Origin of the sequence: Streptomyces sp. AC1-42W, assembly GCF_003248355.1 — a bacterium.
Taxonomy (GTDB): Bacteria; Actinomycetota; Actinomycetes; order Streptomycetales; family Streptomycetaceae; genus Streptomyces.
In genome coordinates this window covers 52,920-70,154 of sequence record NZ_QKWY01000001.1, presented here as the reverse complement: position 1 = coordinate 70,154, position 17,235 = coordinate 52,920, and the positions used below count along the sequence as shown (strand labels likewise).

Here is a 17,235-nt window from a genome sequence, read left to right as displayed (position 1 = left end):
CGTGACACCGATGAATCTCGCAATGCCCGGCGGCCGCGTCAAGGGGGTCGCGCAGCCTGTGGAAAACCCCTTCGCGCAGGCCATCGCCGCTTCGCTCCGGGGCTGGGGTAGTCCTTCGTGACGGTGCCCTTACGGGTCCCCTACAACTCGAGGCTGATGCCGATCCAACCGTGTGGTCTGACGACTGCTGTGGCCCGCGCCACTACCGTCGGTCGGGTGAATGTCATTGTTGCCGAAGGTCTGAGTAGGCGGTTCCCCCGTGTGACCGCGCTTGACCGGCTCACCCTGGACATCGGCCCCGGTGTGACCGGGCTGGTCGGTGCGAACGGAGCCGGCAAGTCCACGTTGATCAAGATCCTGCTGGGTCTTTCCCCCGCCACCGAGGGCCGGGCCGCGGTGCTCGGGCTCGACGTCTCGACGAGTGGCGCCGCCATCCGCGAGCGGGTCGGCTACATGCCGGAGCACGACTGCCTGCCGCCCGACGTCTCGGCCACCGAGTTCGTCGTGCACATGGCGCGCATGTCGGGGCTGCCGCCGACCGCCGCCCGCGAGCGCACCGCCGACACCCTGCGCCATGTGGGGCTCTACGAGGAGCGCTACCGGCCCATCGGCGGCTACTCGACCGGCATGAAGCAGCGCGTGAAGCTGGCCCAGGCACTGGTCCACGATCCGCAGCTGGTCCTCCTTGACGAGCCGACCAACGGTCTGGACCCGGTCGGACGCGACGAGATGCTCGGCCTCATCCGCCGCATCCACACCGACTTCGGCATCTCCGTCCTGGTCACCTCGCACCTGCTCGGCGAGCTGGAACGCACCTGCGACCACGTCGTCGTGATCAACGGCGGCACGCTTCTGCGCTCCAGCTCCACCAGTGACTTCACCCGGATCACCACGACCCTCGCGGTCGAGGTCACGGACAGCGACGACCACCCGGACGGCACGGACGCCCTTCGGCGTTCCCTCGCCGGCGCGGGCGTCAAACTCCTCGGGCAGGACGGCCTGGACACCCAGGGACTGCCCGGCGCCGGACACATCCTGCTGATCGAGGCGACCGGCGAGGAGACGTACGACCTCGTGCGCGACAGCGTCGCGGGCCTCGGACTCGGCCTCGTACGGATGGAACAGCGCCGCCACCACATCGCCGAAGTGTTCCGCGACGACGAAGCGGCACCGCGCTCCGTGCCGGCCCACGCCGGGCCCGCACCGCAGGCCGGAGTCGTACAGCAGGCCGGAGCCGTACTGCAGAAGGGGAGCGGACGCGATGAGCACTGAGACCGGCGCCGTGACCGGGAGCGAGACCTCCCGCATCCACAACATCGGCTACCGCGCCTACGACGGCCCGCGCCTCGGCCGCGCCTACGCCCGGCGCTCGCTGTACTCGCAGACCCTGCGCGGCGCCTTCGGACTCGGCCGTTCGGCCAAGTCCAAGGTGCTGCCCATGCTGCTGTTCGGCGTGATGTGCCTGGTGGCGGCGATCATCGTCGCCGTCGCCATCGCCACTCCGGGGACGACGAAACTTCCGCTCCAGTACACGCGGTTCGCCATCTATCTGCAGGCCGTCATCGGTCTGTTCGTCGCCGCGCAGGCACCGCAGGCGGTCTCCAGGGACCTGCGGTTCAAAACCGTGCCGCTGTACTTCTCGCGGCCGATCGAGCACGGCGACTACGTCCTCGCCAAGTTCGCCGCCATGGCGTCCGCGATCTTCGTGCTGACCGGTGCGCCGGTCGTGATCCTCTACATCGGCGCACTGCTGGGCAAGTTCGACTTCGCGGACCAGACGCAGTGGTTCGCCCAGGGGATGGTCTCCGTGCTGCTGCTCTCCGTTCTCTTCGCGGGCCTCGGCCTGGTGATGGCCGCGCTCACCCCGCGCCGGGGCTTCGGCGTCGCCGCGGTCATCGCGCTGCTGACCATCACCTACGGCGGGGTCTCGACCGTCCAGGGCATCGCCTGGTCCACCGGATCGGAGAACGCGGTGGAATGGCTGGGGCTGTTCTCGCCGATCACGCTGATCGACGGGGTGCAGACCGCGTTCCTCGGGGCGACCACGGCCTTCCCCGGCGGGGCGGGGCCGGGCGCCGGGACCGGCGTCGTCTATCTGCTCGTTGTTCTCGCGCTGATCGCCGGCTCGTACGCCGTGCTGATGCGCCGCTACCGGAGGGTCGGGCTGTGACCACCATCGAGATCGACCACACCTCCCGCTGGTTCGGCAATGTGGTCGCCGTCAACGACGTCAGCATGACCGTGGGTCCGGGCGTCACCGGTCTGCTCGGCCCCAACGGCGCGGGCAAGTCCACGCTGATCAACATGATGGCCGGTTTCCTCGCCCCCTCGACGGGCACGGTCACGCTCGACGGCAAGCCCATCTGGCGCAACGAGGCGGTGTACCGGGAGATCGGCATCGTGCCGGAGCGGGAGGGCATGTACGACTTCCTGACCGGCCGCGAGTTCGTGGTGGCCAACGCCGAACTGCACGGACTGGGCAAGGCCGAGGCGGCCGCGGCGCTGGCCACGGTCGAGATGGAGCACGCGCAGGACCGCAAGATCTCGACGTACAGCAAGGGCATGCGCCAGCGCGTGAAGATGGCGTCCGCGCTGGTCCACAACCCTTCCGTGCTGCTGCTCGACGAACCGTTCAATGGGATGGACCCGCGCCAGCGGATGCAGCTGATGGAACTGCTGCGCCGGATGGGAGCGGAGGGCCGTACGGTCCTCTTCTCCTCGCACATCCTCGAAGAGGTCGAACAGCTCGCCTCGCACATCGAGGTGATCGTGGCGGGACGGCACGCGGCGTCCGGCGACTTCCGGCGCATCCGCCGGCTGATGACCGATCGTCCGCACCGCTATCTCGTACGGTCCAGCGACGACCGGGCCCTGGCCGCCGCTCTGATCGCCGACCCGTCGACGGCGGGGATCGAAGTCGACCTGAGCGAGAACGCTCTGCGTATCCAAGCGATCGATTTCGCCCGGTTCACCACGCTGTTGCCCAAGGTCGCGCGCGAGCAGGGCATCCGTCTGCTGACCGTTTCACCGTCCGACGAGTCCCTCGAATCGGTCTTTTCCTATCTCGTAGCGGCCTGATCGTGGCCGACAAGGAGCTGTGACGTCATGTACGACCCCACAGTCGCCCGGCTCACCTACCGGGCGTTGCTCGGCCGGCGCCGGGCCGCCATCCTCTTCGTCCTGCCCGTGCTGCTGATCGTCATCGCGGTGGCGGTGCGATGGTTCGCCGGGGCCGACGACCAGGTGGCGTCGGACGTGCTGGGTGGATTCGCCATCGCCACGATGGTCCCGCTGATCGGCGTGATCGCCGGTACGGGCGCCATCGGGCCGGAGATCGACGACGGCTCGATCGTCTACCTGCTGGCCAAGCCGGTGAGCCGGCCGACGATCATCTTCACCAAGCTGATCGTCGCGATCGCGGTGACCATGGTGTTCTCGGCCGTCCCGACGATGGTCGCGGGCCTCATCCTCAACGGCAACGGCCAGCAGATCGCGGTGGCGTACACGATCGCCGCCCTGGTCGCCTCGATCGCCTACAGCGCGCTGTTCCTGCTGCTGGGCACGGTCAGCCGGCACGCCGTGGTGCTGGGCCTCGTCTACGCGCTGGTGTGGGAGGCCCTGTTCGGCAGCCTGGTGCCCGGTGCGCGCACGCTCAGCGTGCAGCAGTGGGCGCTCGCGCTCGCCGAGAAGACCGGCGGCAACGGGGCGATCACCTCGGACGTCGGGCTGCCGCTCGCCACGATCCTGCTGGCCGCGGTCACCGTCGTGGCCACCTGGTACGCGGGGCAGAAGCTGCGCGCGCTGAAGCTCGCCGGCGAGGAGTGAGCGGGCGCCCCCTCGGCATGCGAAAGCCCCCGGCTCTTCGGCCGGGGGCTTTCGCATGCCGGACAGTCCTACGCGTAACTGTGCGGTTATCGGTGCGTTGTTCACGGTGCGTGGAGGCAACTGGAATCCGTGGCGTCGTAGCGTTCGTGAAAGTGCAGATGGCCGGTACGGCGAGGGAACACCCGCGGGCCGGTTCCCAGAGTGAGTGGCAACCGTGAGCGTCCTCCGCCCCTGAAGCCCTGGGAAGAGGGCTGTCGATTTCCCCTGTCCATTTCCCGTGGATTTCACCAGCGGAAGGCAGAAGACAGCTCATGCCAACAGAAGTCGCCTTGCTCGAATCACGCGCGTTGCGCGTCGAACAGATGGGGCGCGTCGACGCCCTGGACAAGGTGAAGACCCTTGTCATGCTCCCGGACGGGATTCACGTTCGCACAGAGGACGTGGCTCGTTACTTCGAAGTATCCACAGAGGTCGTCAAGAAGGTGACCCAGCGCCATCGAACCGAGCTGGAGGAAAACGGGCTCAGGACGCTCCGTGGCTCTGACCTGGAAACCTTCCATAGGGACATGTTGTCCCTATGGGATGCGCAGGAGGGCGGAAGTTATCCACAGGCAGCCACTCAGCTCCGTCTCTACACCCGACGAACCGTCCTCAACGTCGCCATGCTCCTTCGCGACAGCGACGTCGCTCGGTGCGTGCGTACGTATCTGCTCGACGCCGAGCAGGACCTGCGCGCGGGATACGCGTCGCTCGAACACCGCGTCACCCGGGTCGAAAGCCATCTGGCCGGCGTGGGCATCGCGCTCCAGGAGTTGGGCCCGGTCCTCAGCCGGATGTCGCACCGGCTGGACAGCCTCGACCGGAGGCTGGAGGTCACCCATCAGGTCGTCGGCGCCATGAGCGTGCGGCTCAGCGGAGCAGCCGAGGGCATCGACCGGCTCGACGGGCGCATGGACGCCCTCGCACGCAACCTGAAGGAGCTGAACCGCCGCAACACGCGCTGATCCGGGGCCGCAGGTTCCGGTGACGGCGTAGGAAAAGGCTCAGGGGCCGAGGCAGTGCCCCGGCCCCTGAGCCGTACGAGCGAGTCCGCGGCCGAACAGGCCCGCGACCAGCGGTGAGGGCTACGACTCCCCGAGCAGCCGCTCCAGCACCACCGCGATGCCGTCGTCCTCGTTCGACGCGGTCGTCTCCTGGGCGACGGTCTTCAGGTCGGCATGGGCGTTGGCCATGGCCACCCCGTGCCGTGCCCACGCGAACATCGGGATGTCGTTGGGCATGTCACCGAAGGCGATCGTGTCCGCCGCCTTCACGCCCAGCCGGCGCGCCGCGAGCGAGAGCCCGGTGGCCTTGCTCAGTCCCAGCGGAAGGATCTCCACGACCCCCGGCCCCGCCATGACCACGTCCACCAGATTGCCGACCGCCGCCCGCGCCGCCTTCGCCAGCTCGTCGTCGCCCAGCTCCGGGTGCTGTATGTACACCTTGTTCAGCGGGGCTTCCCACAGCTCGGCCGGGTCCTGGACGAAGACGGACGGGTGAGGTCCCTCCTGCACCTGGTAGCCCGGCCCGACCAGTACATCGCCGTCGAGCCCGTCGCGGCTCGCGGCCAGCGCCAGCGGGCCGACGTCCGCCTCGACCTTGGAGAGGGCGAGTCCGGCCAGCTGCCGGTCCAGGGTGAGCGAGGTGAGCAGCCTGCGCTCACCCGCGTGGTAGACCTGTGCGCCCTGGGCGCAGACGGCCAGGCCCTCGTAGCCGAGGTCGTCCAGGATGTGCCGGGTCCAGGGAACGGCCCGGCCGGTGACGACGATGTGCGCCGCTCCGGCCGCGGCGGCGGCCTTCAGGGCGTCGCGCGTCCGTGCGGAGACGGTGTGGTCGTCGCGCAGCAGGGTGCCGTCGAGGTCGGTGGCGACGAGCTTGTAGGGAAATGTCACTTGGCGACCGGTTCCAGGAGTTCGCGCCCGCCCAGGTAGGGACGGAGCACCTCGGGCACCCGCACCGAACCGTCGGCCAGCTGGTGGTTCTCCAGGATCGCCACGATGGTGCGCGGGACGGCGCACAGCGTGCCGTTCAGCGTGGCCAGCGGCTTCATGACCTTCTTGCCGTCGCGGTTGTCCCGCATCCGGACCGAGAGCCTGCGTGCCTGGAATTCGCCGCAGTTGGACGCCGATGTGAGCTCGCGGTACTTGCCCTGGGTCGGAATCCACGCCTCGCAGTCGTACTTCCTGGTGGCCGACGCCCCCAGATCACCGCTGGCGACGTCGATGACCTGGAAGGGCAGCTCCAGGCCGGTGAGCCACTGCTTCTCCCAGTCGAGCAGGCGCAGGTGCTCGGCCTCCGCGTCCGCCGGGTCGACGTACGAGAACATCTCGACCTTGGTGAACTGGTGGACCCGGAAGATGCCGCGGGTGTCCTTGCCATACGTCCCCGCCTCGCGGCGGTAGCAGGACGAGTAGCCGGCGTAGCGCAGCGGCAGCTTCTCCGCGTCGATGATCTCGTCCATGTGGTACGCGGCGAGCGGTACCTCGGAGGTGCCGACCAGGTACTGGTCGTCCTTGTCGAGGTGGTAGACGTCGTCGGCGGCCTGGCCGAGGAAGCCGGTGCCCTCCATGGCGCGCGGGCGGACCAGCGTCGGGGTCAGCATCGGGGTGAAGCCGGCCTCGGTGGCCTGGGCGATCGCCGCGTTGACGAGGGCCAGCTCCAGCAGCGCGCCCACGCCCGTCAGGTAGTAGAAGCGCGAGCCGGAGACCTTGGCGCCGCGCTCCATGTCGATCGCGCCCAGCGCCTCGCCGAGCTCCAGGTGGTCCTTGGGCTCGAAGCCCTCGGCGCCGAAGTCGCGGATCGTCCCGTGCGTCTCCCGGACGACGAAGTCCTCCTCGCCGCCGATCGGCACGTCCGGGTGGACGATGTTGCCGAGCCGCAGCAGCAGGTTCCTGGTCTCCGCGTCGGCCTCGTCCTGGGCCGCGTCGGCCGCCTTGACGTCGGCCTTGAGCTGCTCGGCGCGCTTCAGGAGCTCGGTGCGCTCCTCGGGGGACGCCTTGGGGATGAGTTTGCCGAGCGATTTCTGCTCGGAGCGGAGTTCGTCGAATGCGACCCCGGACGACCTGCGCCGTTCGTCGGCGGAGAGCAGGGCGTCGACGAGTGCGACGTCCTCTCCCCGGTTGCGCTGGGAGGCGCGAACACGGTCGGGGTCCTCACGAATCAGGCGAAGGTCAATCACTCCCCCAGGCTACCGGGGCCCGCTTCCGGCGCTTGAACCGATGGGCACAAGCGTGGCGCTTTGCCCGAATTGCCGCTATTCGACATTCTGGGTTCGTGCCACATCGGCCTTGCGTGAAGGGGGAGTTGCTCGCCGCTTGTCCACAGGGGGGGGTGGTTCGTCAAAGTTATCCACAGGCTGTGGGGGAAGTCTGTGGACATGGATGGGGTCATTCCGGACGGCCGGTGGAAACGCGTGGATTCATGGTTCAAACCTGCTTTGCGCGCTCATTCGGGTGGGAATTGCTAGCCCTAAAGAGTTGATCAATGGAATTGTGCTGACACTGGGTGACCTGGACTCTGTGGACGGGTCCAAGTGGGCTGTGTTGATTTGTCGACCATGTCGGATTCCCGTGTCGACTTGTCCCCAGGCAGGGATGCGCGCCTGTGGATAACTTTTCAGTGAGGACAATCCGCTGATCCCACCAACCGTGTGGACAGGGCTGTTCCCCGGCCACCGCCTGCGTAGCCGGGTGGCCGGGGCATCGGGCCCGTCGCTGTCAGGCCCCCGTCGCTGTCAGGCCCCGCCGTGCGGACCGCCGCCGTCAGGCCCGCCCGTCCTGGTTGCGCGCCAGCCAGTCGGACGCCTCGGTGAACTCGGCGTCCGACGTACCGGCACGCAGAGGGCGTACGTCCGCCGGGGTCACACCGGCCCTCGGATAGGAGCCGAGGAAGCGGACATTCGGGCAGATGCGCTTGAGCCCCATCAGCGCCTCGCCGACCCGCCGGTCGGCGATATGGCCCTCGGCGTCCACCGCGAAGCAGTAGTTGCCGATGCCCGCCCCGGTCGGCCGCGACTGGATCAGCATCAGGTTCACCCCGCGCACCGCGAACTCCTGGAGCAGTTCGAGCAGGGCGCCGGGATGGTCCTCGCCCAGCCAGATCACCACGGAGGTCTTGTCCGCGCCGGTCGGCGCCGCGGGCCGGGCCGGCCGGCCCACCAGGACGAAGCGGGTCTGTGCGTTCTCCGCGTCGTGGATCTCGGTCACCAGCGGTTCGAGCCCGTACGTGGCCGCCGCGAACTCGCCCGCGAACGCCGCGTCGTACCGGCCCTCCTGCACGAGCCGTGCGCCGTCCGCGTTGGACGCCGCCGACTCCCAGACGGCCTGCGGGAGATGAGCGGCCATCCAGTTGCGCACCTGCGGCTGGGCGGCCGGGTGGGCGGTGACCGTCTTGATGTCGGACAGCTTGGTGCCGGGCCGAACGAGCAGTGCGAAGGTGATGGAGAGCAGCACCTCGCGGTAGATCATCAGCGGTTCGCCGCTGGTCAGCTGGTCGAGGGTGGTGGTGATACCGCCCTCGACGGAATTCTCGATCGGTACGAGCGCCGCGGCGGCCGTACCGTTGCGCACCGCGTCCAGAGCCGCCGGTACGGAGACCATCGGGACGAGTTCGCGGGTGGCGGATTCCGGGAGCGTACGGAGGGCGACCTCGGTGAAGGTGCCTTCAGGGCCGAGATAGGCGTAGCGCGTGGCGGACATACCGTCACCCTAATGCGCGGTGCGGGCCCGGAAGGCCCGGATGGCCGGGCTCCATGGCCCAACTCCCGCAGGCGTCGAAGCTTCCGCCTGTCGGCTCCCCGGCACTCAGGCCTCCAGCAGGCGCTGCCCCACGTACTCCCCGGCAGCGGCTCCGCCCGGTACGGCGAACAGCCCGCTCGCCTCATGGCGCAGGAACGGCGTGAGCGCGTCCCCGCGGTCCAGCTTGCGCTGCACGGTGACGAAGCCGCGCAGCGGGTCGGCCTGCCAGCAGATGAACAGCAGCCCGGCGTCCGGGGTGCCGTCCGCCGAGACGCCGTCGTGGTACGAGAACGGGCGGCGCAGCATCGCCGCTCCGCTGTTGCGCTCCGGCGAGGAGATCCGGGCGTGCGCGTTCTCCGGGATCAGCGGCTTGCCGTCCGGGCCGACCTTGTCCAGGTCCATCGGGGTGGTCTCGGTGCCGCCGCTGAGCGGGGCGCCGTCCGCCTTGCGCCGGCCGATGACCCGCTCCTGCTGCTCCACCGGAAGCTTCTCCCAGTCGTCGAGCAGCATCCTGATGCGCCGCACCACCGCGTACGAGCCGCCGGTGAGCCAGTCGTACGCCGCGTTCTGGCCGCCGGGTACGAAGACGCGCCGGTCGAAGTCGGCGTCCGTGGGCTTCGGGTTGCCGGTGCCGTCCACCTGGCCCATCAGATTGCGGGCGGTCATCGGCTTCGCGGTGGCGCCGGGCGTACGGTTGAAGCCGTTCATCTGCCAGCGCACGGTGGCCGTCGAGGTGGCCTCCTTCTGGACGGCCCGCAGGGCGTGGAAGGCGACGAGCGCGTCGTCGGAGCCGATCTGGACCCACAGATCGCCGTTGGACCGGTCCGCGTCGAGGTGGTCGGAGGAGAACGGCGGCAACGGGTCGAGCCCCGGCGGGCGGTGCGCGGTGAGGCCCGTGCGTTCGAAGAAGCCGTAGCCGAATCCGAAAGTGACGGTCAGTGAGGACGGGCCCGCGTCCAGCGCGACCCCGGTGTCATGGCCGGGGCCGTCCGCCGCCCCGTCGGCGGGCTCGCCGGCCATCAGTCGCCGGGCGACCGCGGACCAGCGGCGCATCAGGGCGGCGGCTTCCTTGCGCCCCGCGCCGGGGGCGAGGTCGAAGGCGATCAGATGCCCCCGTGCCTGAAGCGGAGTGGTGATCCCCGGTTGATGTTTCCCGTGAAACATCACCTCGGTGGAGCCGACCGCGGTCAGCGCGGTCGGGGCGTCGTCGCGGGTGGCGGCGTAGCCGGTGGCGCCGCCGGCCGCTCCGAGCACCAGCCCGGTCGCCCCGGCCGCGCCCGCTGTGCCGAGCAGCCGCCGCCGGGTGAGCGCGGGGGGCGCGCCGGTGTCGTTGCCGGTGCTGCGTGTGCTGTTTCGGTTCACGGTCCTGCTCAGCCGATCTTCGCGTTCTCGTTGACCGTCATCTGGTCGATGTCCGAGGTCCGTACGGTCACCGAGACCGTCCAGTCGCCGGCGATCGGCAGCTGGAGGCCGGTGGCGGTCCAGTGGCCCTCGGCCAGCTTGGCCGGGACGGCCGGGAGCGGCCCGATGTCCTTCGACTCCAGGGTGAAGGCGAGCTTCACCTCGGGGACGTCCATAGGCTTCTTGGCGGGGTCGTCGATCCACAGATGGATCACGTTGGCTCCGGTGCGGCCCGGATCGATGTCCAGCCGTACCGTGCCCTTGCCGTTCTCGCCGCCCGTGTCGAACGGCAGGGTGAGGCTGACGGGGCCGCTCTGCACGGGCGCGGCGGCTGCCGGCGACGACGAGCGGGCCGCCTCTTCCTCCGTACGGCCGGGCTCGGTGGACGTGAGGAAGGTGGTCACCGCCAGCAGGGCCACGGCGACGCCGACCTCGACCAGCACGGAGCGGCGCAGCCCCGAGCGTCCGGGGTCGGCGTCGCGTATGCGCTTCTTCTCGGCGGTGGCCACGGCGGCCCGCTGCCGGGCGAGCTGAGCGGCCCGTACGGGGTCCTGGGGGGCGGTGTCCGCCTCGCTCCGGGCGGCGGTCTCGGCGGCGTCCTCATCGGTGTCCACCGCGTCGTCGGGGTCTGCTGCCGTGTCGGTCCCGGCTGCCGCGTCGGCCTCCGCCTCGTCCGTCGCGGTGCCTGCGGCCAGGCGGCCCGTCCAGCGGCGCGACATGGACGCGATGCCCACCAGGACGGCGACCAGCCCCACCTTGACGAGGAGGAGCTGCCCGTAATCCGTACCGGTCAGCGCCGACCACGTGCCGACCTGCCGCCACGACTGGTAGAGGCCGGTCGAGGCGAGGACGACCACGCTGACCAGGGCGATCGTGGAGAAGCGCCGCACGGCGGAGGGGGGCAGGTCGGGTGTGCGGTACAGCGCGGTCAGCAGGGCCGCGAGTCCGCCCAGCCAGGCGGCGACGGCCAGCAGATGGAGTATGTCGACGGGCATCGCGATGCCGGGCTGGATGCCGGTGGACGCGTGCTCGGCCAGGGCCCAGGTGCCGGCGATACCGGTGGCGATGACCGCGCCCCCGATGGCCAGCCCGAAGGTGAGGTCCTTCTTCTCGCGGGGGTCCTCGCGCTTGGCGTACGCGCCGAACAGCACCGCGACGAACAGCGCGCTCGCGCCGAGCAGCAGCAGCCGGGAGACCAGCGCCGCGCCGGGCTTGGTGTCGAGGACCGCCTTGAGGCCGTTGAGGTCGAGGACGTCCCCCAGCTTCCCGGAACCGGTGTACGGGTTGCGCAGGAGGAGCATCGCGATCGTCGCCGCGGTGAGCGTCAGCCAGCCGCGTACGACCAGCCGCTGCAAGGGGCGCGCGCCCGCGCCGCGCCGCCAGCAGGCGAGGACGAACGCGGCGCCGCCCGCGAGCAGGATGAACCCGGCGTACGCGACGTAGCGCGCGATGTCGTAGAGGGCGCCGACCAGGCCGCCCCCGGCCTCGCTGCGGGAGAGGGCGACGGTGGTCTCGGAGGGGGCGCCGATGGAGAAGGTGAAGGCGCCGGAGACCGGGTGGCTGTCGGCGGAGACCGCCTGCCAGGCCACGGTGTACGTGCCCTCGGGCAGGTCGTCGCGCAGGGCGACGCCGTACTTCACGGTGGAGCCGCTGTTCAGGTCGAGCGGGTCGGCCTGGGTGTCGGCGCGTTCGCCGGACGGGTCCAGGACGCGGATGGAGTCCTTTCCGACGGCGACCTGCTCGGAGAAGGTGAGGGTGACTTCCTTGGGCGCGGTGGCGACCACCGACCCGTCCTGCGGATCGCTCCCGGTGAGCGCGGCGTGGGCCGACGCGGGGGCCGCGGTGGCCAGCAGCAGACCGAGCACCGCGCCGAGCAGCACGGTGAGGAGTCCGGCGACGGCGAGCGGGCGTCGCGGGGCGGCCGGGAACGGCCCGAAGGGCGGGGCGGTGGCTGTCATGGCGGTCAGTCCCTCACTGCTTCTTCGGGTTGTGGGTGGTCTCCTTCACGGGAAGGTCGACCTCGATCGCGCCGGCCTTCTCGAAGTGCAGTTCCACGGATACCTTCTGGCCCTGCTTGGGCTGCCGCTTGAGCTTCATGAACATGATGTGGTTGCCCCCGCGTTCGAGGTTCAGCTCGCCGCCCGCGGGCACGTCGAACGAGGCCACCTTGCGCATGACCCGGTCCTTCGTCTCGTGGATCGTGATGTCGTCCGAGAGCGGGCTGGTGACCGAGGTGAGGCGGTCGTCCCCGGTGCCGTGGTTCTGCACGACGAGGAAGCCGGCCGCCATGTCGTTGACGGGCTGCGGCATGAACCCGCCGATGACCTGGAGGTCCGGGGTGTCCGACGAGGACGAGCACCCCGCCAGCGCGAGGCCCGTGGTCAGGGCCAGGACGCCGGCGAGGGCCGTGCGGCGGTTCACGGGTTCTCCCCCTTGACGATCTTGGGGAGGTCCTTGGTGTAGTCGTCGGGCGTGGTGTCCTCGCTGTAGACCAGGTAGCCCTTGTCGGTCTTCGGGGAGAACGCGATGACCTGCGAGCCGTGCATGGAGACGACCGTGCCGTCCTTCTCCTTCTTCGGCGCGTCGATGCCGATGCCGATCTGCCGGGCGCCCGCCTGGATCGTCGGGAAGTCGCCGGTGAGGCCGACGAAGGAGGGGTCCTGCGCCTTGAGCCAGCTGCCGAGGGATGCGGGGGTGTCGCGTTCCGGGTCGGTGGTGACGAAGACGACCCGGAGGTCGTCCTGGTCGGCCTCGGGCAGGGCCTTCTTGGCGATGGCGATGTTGCTCATGATGAGCGGGCAGACGTCGGGGCAGTTGGTGTAGCCGAAGTAGATGAGCGTCGGCTTGCCCTTGGTCTCCTTGCGCAGGTCGTACTTCTTGCCGTGCGTGTCGGTCAGCACGAGGTCCGGCTTGGTGAACGGCGTGTCGAGCACCGTCGCCGCCTGCGTCTTCTCCTCCACCGACACTTCGGCGATGGGCTTCTTGCTGTCGTTGTCACTGCTGCCGCAGGCGGACAGGGTGAGCGCGGCCGCGACGACGAGCGCCGCGGCCGGCACGATCTTCTTAACCATGGAGCACTGTTTCCTGGTGGGTCGGTGGAGCGGGTGGGGCCGGGCGGTGTCCCGGCCCCCTGGAGCCGGTCAGGTCGTACGACGGCGTCCGGCCAGGACACCGAAGGCCACACCGGCGACACCGATGACGATGCCGATGATGCCGAGCACGCGTGCGGTGTTGTCCTCGGCGGACGCCGAGGCGGTGGCGGTCTCCTTGCCCTTCTCGGCGGAGTCCGAGGCATCCGAGGACTTCGACGAGTCCGAGCCGGACGCGGCGGAGGCGCCGTGCGCGTCACCGGCCGGGGCGGTCAGCTTGAGCACGGGGGCGGGGGAGTCGGGCTCGTCGGCACCCTCCTGGGGCACCTCGATCCAGCGGACGACCTCCTTGTTGGAGTACGTCTGGATGGCCTTGAACACCAGCTGGTCGGCGTCCTCGGGGAGCTGGCCGACGGAGAGCGGGAACTGCTGGAAGCGGCCGGGCTCGATCTTGCCGCCGGTCCAGGTGACCTTGGAGACGGCCTCGTTGATCGTCTTGCCGTGCATCTCCAGCGGCTTGGCCAGCTTGCTCTTCGTCACCTCGATGTCCCAGCCGGGCACCGGCTGCGGCATGACGGACGCCAGCGGGTGGTCGGTCGGGAAGTTGACCTCGAGCCTGGTCGTCGAGGCGTCGTCGCGCTCGTTGGGGACCTTGAAGCTGATGACGGCGTAGCCGCCCTTGGCGGCCTCGCCCTGCGGCTGGACGCTGACGTGGGCGGAGGCCGTACCGGCGAGCATCAGCACGGTGGTCGCGGCGACGCCGCCGGCGAGGGCGATGCGGGAAACGTTCATGGGGGATCACTCCACAGAGGCACGAAGGAAGGGTGCTCCGGAGCGCGGGTGCGCACCGGCATCGCGACACCACCTCCGTACGGGCGTGCTCCGCGCCCGGTCCCGCTCGCACCGAGGGGCGCGGAGCACGGGGGCCGGTACGCATCGCGTGGAGGGCGTCGCGTCAGGCTGCGAGAGCGAGTACGGAGGGCGGTCCGCGCCTGATCACCATGTGCTGGAGGGTGTCCCCGGTGGCCGGGCGCGGTGCGTCCACGGCCGTACGGGGGATGCGCGGCCCGGTCGCGGACTCGCCGGCCAGACCGGCGCGCAGCGCGGCGACGAGGCGGAACGCGTTCCGCAGTGCCCGCAGCCGGGCCCCGGCCGCGAGCTGCTGGGCGCCGTGGGCCGAGAGCCGGGCGATGCGGAACAGGGCGACCTCGCCGCGCCGCAGCAGCCAGCCGGTGGCCAGGGCGGCCAGCAGGTGCCCGAGCAGCATGGGCAGGCCGGGCAGCGTGCCGGTGAGGGCGGACATGGTGCCGGAGGGAGCCGCGGCCAGGTGCTGGTGCGCCTGGGCGGTCACCGTCGCCGGGTCGATGCCCGCGGTGCTCACGATGTCCCGCGCGTCGGCGGCGTTCAGCTGGGCGGGGCCGGCCCCGCACACGATGCTCGCCGCGAACCGGATCAGCGCGTCGTCGCCGGCGGCGGCCCCGGTCGCGGCGGTGGCGGTGTGCGTGCCCACCCCGAACACGACGTGCAGGGCGAGCTGTCCGCCGGCCAGGGCGGCGGCGATGGAGGGCAGGGAGCGTTCGCGCCCCGCGAGGGGGACGGCCATCGCGAGAACACCGAGGAACGCGGCGAGCAGGGTCCACCAGGGGACGGTCGCGCAGGCGGCCAGCGCGTGCCCGGCAGCGGACAACGCGACGCAGACCGCGGCGAACACCGCGGCCCTCAGTAGCCGCAGACCGGCTCCGGCGCGTCCCACAGACACAGACATGGCGGCCCCATCATCGCACCCGGCCCCCCGCCCCCGTACGGCAGGTCCGGAAGGTCGTCTTCCGGGCGGATTGGTGCGAGCGGGGCCGTTCGGACGGGTTCAGGAGGGGCGAGGGCGGTACGGAAAGGGGCTGGTGGGACGCGGTTACAACGAAGTGGCGCATCCGGCCATCCGCTGAATGAGTGGTCTCGGGGCGGGCGCGTGCTTACGACCGCCCGGACGCGGCAATACGTATCGGTATGTCTAGCCGCAACCAGGAGGCCGGAGCATGAGCATCTGGTGGTCACTCCAATTGCGGCGCGACGCTGCGAGCGTCCCGCTCGCCCGCCGGTTCCTGCTCGGCACGATGGAATCCGCGGGCGTGGACCCGGACATCTCCTTCGACCTGTCTCTCGCGCTCAGCGAAGCCTGTGCGAACGCGGTCGAGCACGGCGGGGAGCGCGACGACGCCTCCGGCGGTTCCGGAAGGGACCGGGACGCCTGGGAGGAACCGTCCGCCACGACCAGCGGCCAGTACCGGGTCACCGCGTATCTGGACGGCGAGAAGTGCCGTATCGAAGTCGCCGATTCGGGGCCCGGATTCCCCGCCCACACCGGGCCGCACACCTCCGGGCGGCAGCCCGGGAGCGGACTGCCGGATTCGCAGTACGCGTCGCATCCGCCCGTCACCGCCGAGGAGGGACGGGGTCTGTGCCTGATCGAACAGCTCGCCGACCATGTGCACTTCGGCAACCGCCCGGGGTGCGCCGGCGCGGTGGTGAGCTTCGACAAGGTCCTGAAATGGCGGGAGGGCGCCCTGCTCATGGTGTCCTGAGCAGGGCGCCCTCCCGTACCTACGGCAGGCCGGTGATCAGCCCTTGAGGCCGGCCATCCACGCCTCGATCTCGTCGGCGCGCCGGGGCAGCTTGTCCGACAGGTTCCGGTTGCCGTCCTCGGTGACGAGGATGTCGTCCTCGATCCGGACGCCGATGCCGCGGTACTCCTCCGGCACGGTCAGGTCGTCGGCCTGGAAGTAGAGACCGGGCTCGACGGTGAGGCACACGCCCGGCTCCAGCGTGCCGTTCACGTACGCCTCGGTGCGCGCGGCGGCGCAGTCGTGGACGTCCATGCCGAGCATGTGGCCGGTGCCGTGCAGGGTCCAGCGGCGCTGGAGGCCCAGCTCCAGGACCTTCTCCACCGAGAGGTCGCCGAGCAGGCCCCACTCGACGAGCTTCTCGGCGAGCACCCGCTGCGCGGCGTCGTGGAAGTCCCGGAACTCGGCGCCGGGCTTCACCGCGGCGATACCCGCCTCCTGCGCCTCGTACACCGCGTCGTAGATCTTGCGCTGGAGCGGTGTGAACGTGCCGCTGATGGGAAGCGTGCGGGTCACGTCGGCGGTGTAGAGGTCGTTGGTCTCCACCCCGGCGTCGAGCAGCAGCAGCTCGCCCGAGCGGACGGCGCCGTCGTTGCGCACCCAGTGCAGGGTGGTCGCGTGCGGGCCGGCGGCGCAGATCGAGCCGTACCCGATGTCGTTGCCCTCGATGCGGGCGCGGAGGAAGAACGTTCCCTCGATGTAGCGCTCGCTGGTGGCCTCGGCCTTGTCGAGGACCTTGACGACGTCCTCGAAGCCGCGCGCGGTGATGTCGCACGCCTTGGCCAGCTCGGCGATCTCGAAGGCGTCCTTCACCAGGCGGGCCTCGGAGAGGTAGACGCGCAGTTCCTCGTCGCGCTCCGCGGTGACCTTGTCGGTGAGCGCGGCCTCGATGCCGGCGTCGTGGCCGCGGACGTTGCGGACGGGGCCGGTGGCCTCGGCGAGTGCGGCGGGCAGCTCGCGGACGTCCTTGGCGGGGATGCCCAGCAGCTGCTCGGCCTCGGCGAGGGAGTGCCGGCGGCCGACCCACAGCTCGCCCTGGCCGTCGAGCCAGAACTCGCCGTTCTCCCGGTTCGAGCGGGGCAGCAGGTAGATCGTCGCCTCGTGGCCGCCGTCGACCGGCTCCAGGACGAGGACGCCGTCCTGGGTCTGGTCGCCGGTGAGGTACGCGTACTCGGTGGAGGCGCGGAAGGCGTAGTCGGTGTCATTGGAACGGGTCTTCAGCCGGCCGGCCGGAACGACCAGCCGCTCGCCGGGGAAGCGCGCGGAGAGCGCGGCACGGCGGTCGGCGGTGTGCCCGGCCTGGGGGATCGGCTCCAGACCGTGCAGTTCGGTGTCGGCCCAGCCGGACTTCATGCTGGCGGCGAGCTCATCGGAGACGCCCGGATACAGGCCGTTCTTCCGCTGCTTGACGGGCTCTGTCTCTTCGGTCTCCGGGGTCTCCGGGAACTCCTCAGACACAACTGTTCTCCTTGATACGACACTGGACCACCTCCATCGTACGGGCGTACGGAAGGGGGCCCAGGGCCG

Annotated in this window: 16 protein-coding genes; 6 read left to right on the top strand and 10 right to left on the bottom strand. The window is 70.4% G+C overall.

Annotation, left to right across the window (positions count from 1 at the left end; all coding sequences use genetic code 11):
* Window positions 1-261: 261 nt before the first annotated feature.
* The 5 genes from DNK56_RS00315 to DNK56_RS00295 all read left to right on the top strand — a co-directional run bounded on the left by DNK56_RS00315 (window position 262) and on the right by DNK56_RS00295 (window position 4,829).
* Window positions 262-1,272 carry an ABC transporter ATP-binding protein gene (locus tag DNK56_RS00315; protein ID WP_111329551.1) on the top strand — a complete coding sequence of 337 codons (1,011 nt, stop codon included), beginning with the start codon at window positions 262-264 and terminating at the stop codon, window positions 1,270-1,272.
* A complete protein-coding gene (locus DNK56_RS00310; protein WP_111329549.1) occupies window positions 1,262-2,170 on the top strand; it encodes an ABC transporter permease in 909 nt (302 codons plus the stop codon). The genes DNK56_RS00315 and DNK56_RS00310 overlap by 11 nt, the downstream gene beginning before the upstream one ends.
* The gene (locus DNK56_RS00305) at window positions 2,167-3,078 is read left to right on the top strand and encodes an ABC transporter ATP-binding protein (RefSeq protein ID WP_111329547.1); all 912 of its coding nucleotides are present in this window, start codon (window positions 2,167-2,169) and stop codon (window positions 3,076-3,078) included. The genes DNK56_RS00310 and DNK56_RS00305 overlap by 4 nt, the downstream gene beginning before the upstream one ends.
* A gap of 27 nt (window positions 3,079-3,105) precedes the next feature.
* On the top strand, window positions 3,106-3,825 hold the full coding sequence (locus DNK56_RS00300) for an ABC transporter permease (protein ID WP_111329544.1): 720 nt from the start codon (window positions 3,106-3,108) through the stop codon (window positions 3,823-3,825).
* A 311-nt stretch (window positions 3,826-4,136) separates the two neighbouring features.
* A complete protein-coding gene (locus tag DNK56_RS00295; protein WP_111329542.1) occupies window positions 4,137-4,829 on the top strand; it encodes a hypothetical protein in 693 nt (230 codons plus the stop codon).
* Window positions 4,830-4,949: 120 nt separating this feature from the next.
* Here DNK56_RS00295 and DNK56_RS00290 read toward each other — a convergent pair whose 3' ends face one another.
* From DNK56_RS00290 to DNK56_RS00250, 9 genes are all read right to left on the bottom strand, one after another.
* Window positions 4,950-5,756, bottom strand: coding sequence for an HAD family hydrolase (locus DNK56_RS00290; RefSeq protein WP_111329539.1), 807 nt, complete (start codon window positions 5,754-5,756; stop codon window positions 4,950-4,952).
* On the bottom strand, window positions 5,753-7,042 hold the full coding sequence (gene serS, locus DNK56_RS00285; RefSeq protein WP_111329536.1) for a serine--tRNA ligase: 1,290 nt from the start codon (window positions 7,040-7,042) through the stop codon (window positions 5,753-5,755). Before serS ends, DNK56_RS00290 begins: the two co-directional genes overlap by 4 nt.
* 583 nt (window positions 7,043-7,625) lie before the next feature.
* Window positions 7,626-8,561, bottom strand: a complete 936-nt coding sequence (pheA, locus tag DNK56_RS00280; RefSeq protein ID WP_111329533.1) for a prephenate dehydratase — start codon at window positions 8,559-8,561, stop codon at window positions 7,626-7,628.
* Between the two features lie 105 nt (window positions 8,562-8,666).
* A complete protein-coding gene (gene efeB, locus DNK56_RS00275) occupies window positions 8,667-9,962 on the bottom strand; it encodes an iron uptake transporter deferrochelatase/peroxidase subunit (protein WP_111329531.1) in 1,296 nt (431 codons plus the stop codon).
* Window positions 9,963-9,970: 8 nt separating this feature from the next.
* Window positions 9,971-11,959, bottom strand: coding sequence for a copper resistance CopC/CopD family protein (locus DNK56_RS00270; protein WP_111329528.1), 1,989 nt, complete (start codon window positions 11,957-11,959; stop codon window positions 9,971-9,973).
* A gap of 13 nt (window positions 11,960-11,972) precedes the next feature.
* The gene (locus DNK56_RS00265) at window positions 11,973-12,422 is read right to left on the bottom strand and encodes a copper chaperone PCu(A)C (RefSeq protein WP_111329520.1); all 450 of its coding nucleotides are present in this window, start codon (window positions 12,420-12,422) and stop codon (window positions 11,973-11,975) included.
* Entirely contained in the window at window positions 12,419-13,072 is a 654-nt protein-coding gene (locus DNK56_RS00260) for an SCO family protein (protein WP_111329517.1), read from the bottom strand. Before DNK56_RS00260 ends, DNK56_RS00265 begins: the two co-directional genes overlap by 4 nt.
* A gap of 69 nt (window positions 13,073-13,141) precedes the next feature.
* Window positions 13,142-13,882: a YcnI family copper-binding membrane protein gene (locus DNK56_RS00255; protein WP_111329515.1), complete on the bottom strand. Its 741-nt coding sequence runs from the start codon at window positions 13,880-13,882 to the stop codon at window positions 13,142-13,144.
* Between the two features lie 163 nt (window positions 13,883-14,045).
* Window positions 14,046-14,855, bottom strand: a complete 810-nt coding sequence (locus DNK56_RS00250) for a hypothetical protein (RefSeq protein ID WP_199563671.1) — start codon at window positions 14,853-14,855, stop codon at window positions 14,046-14,048.
* A 268-nt stretch (window positions 14,856-15,123) separates the two neighbouring features.
* Between DNK56_RS00250 and DNK56_RS00245 the strand changes: the two genes are divergently transcribed.
* Complete coding sequence (locus DNK56_RS00245; protein ID WP_111329509.1) at window positions 15,124-15,669, top strand: ATP-binding protein; 546 nt, start codon at window positions 15,124-15,126, stop codon at window positions 15,667-15,669.
* Between the two features lie 36 nt (window positions 15,670-15,705).
* Here the strand turns inward: DNK56_RS00245 and DNK56_RS00240 are convergent, their stop codons facing one another.
* Entirely contained in the window at window positions 15,706-17,166 is a 1,461-nt protein-coding gene (locus DNK56_RS00240) for an aminopeptidase P family protein (RefSeq protein ID WP_111329506.1), read from the bottom strand.
* Between the last annotated feature and the right edge of the window lie 69 nt (window positions 17,167-17,235).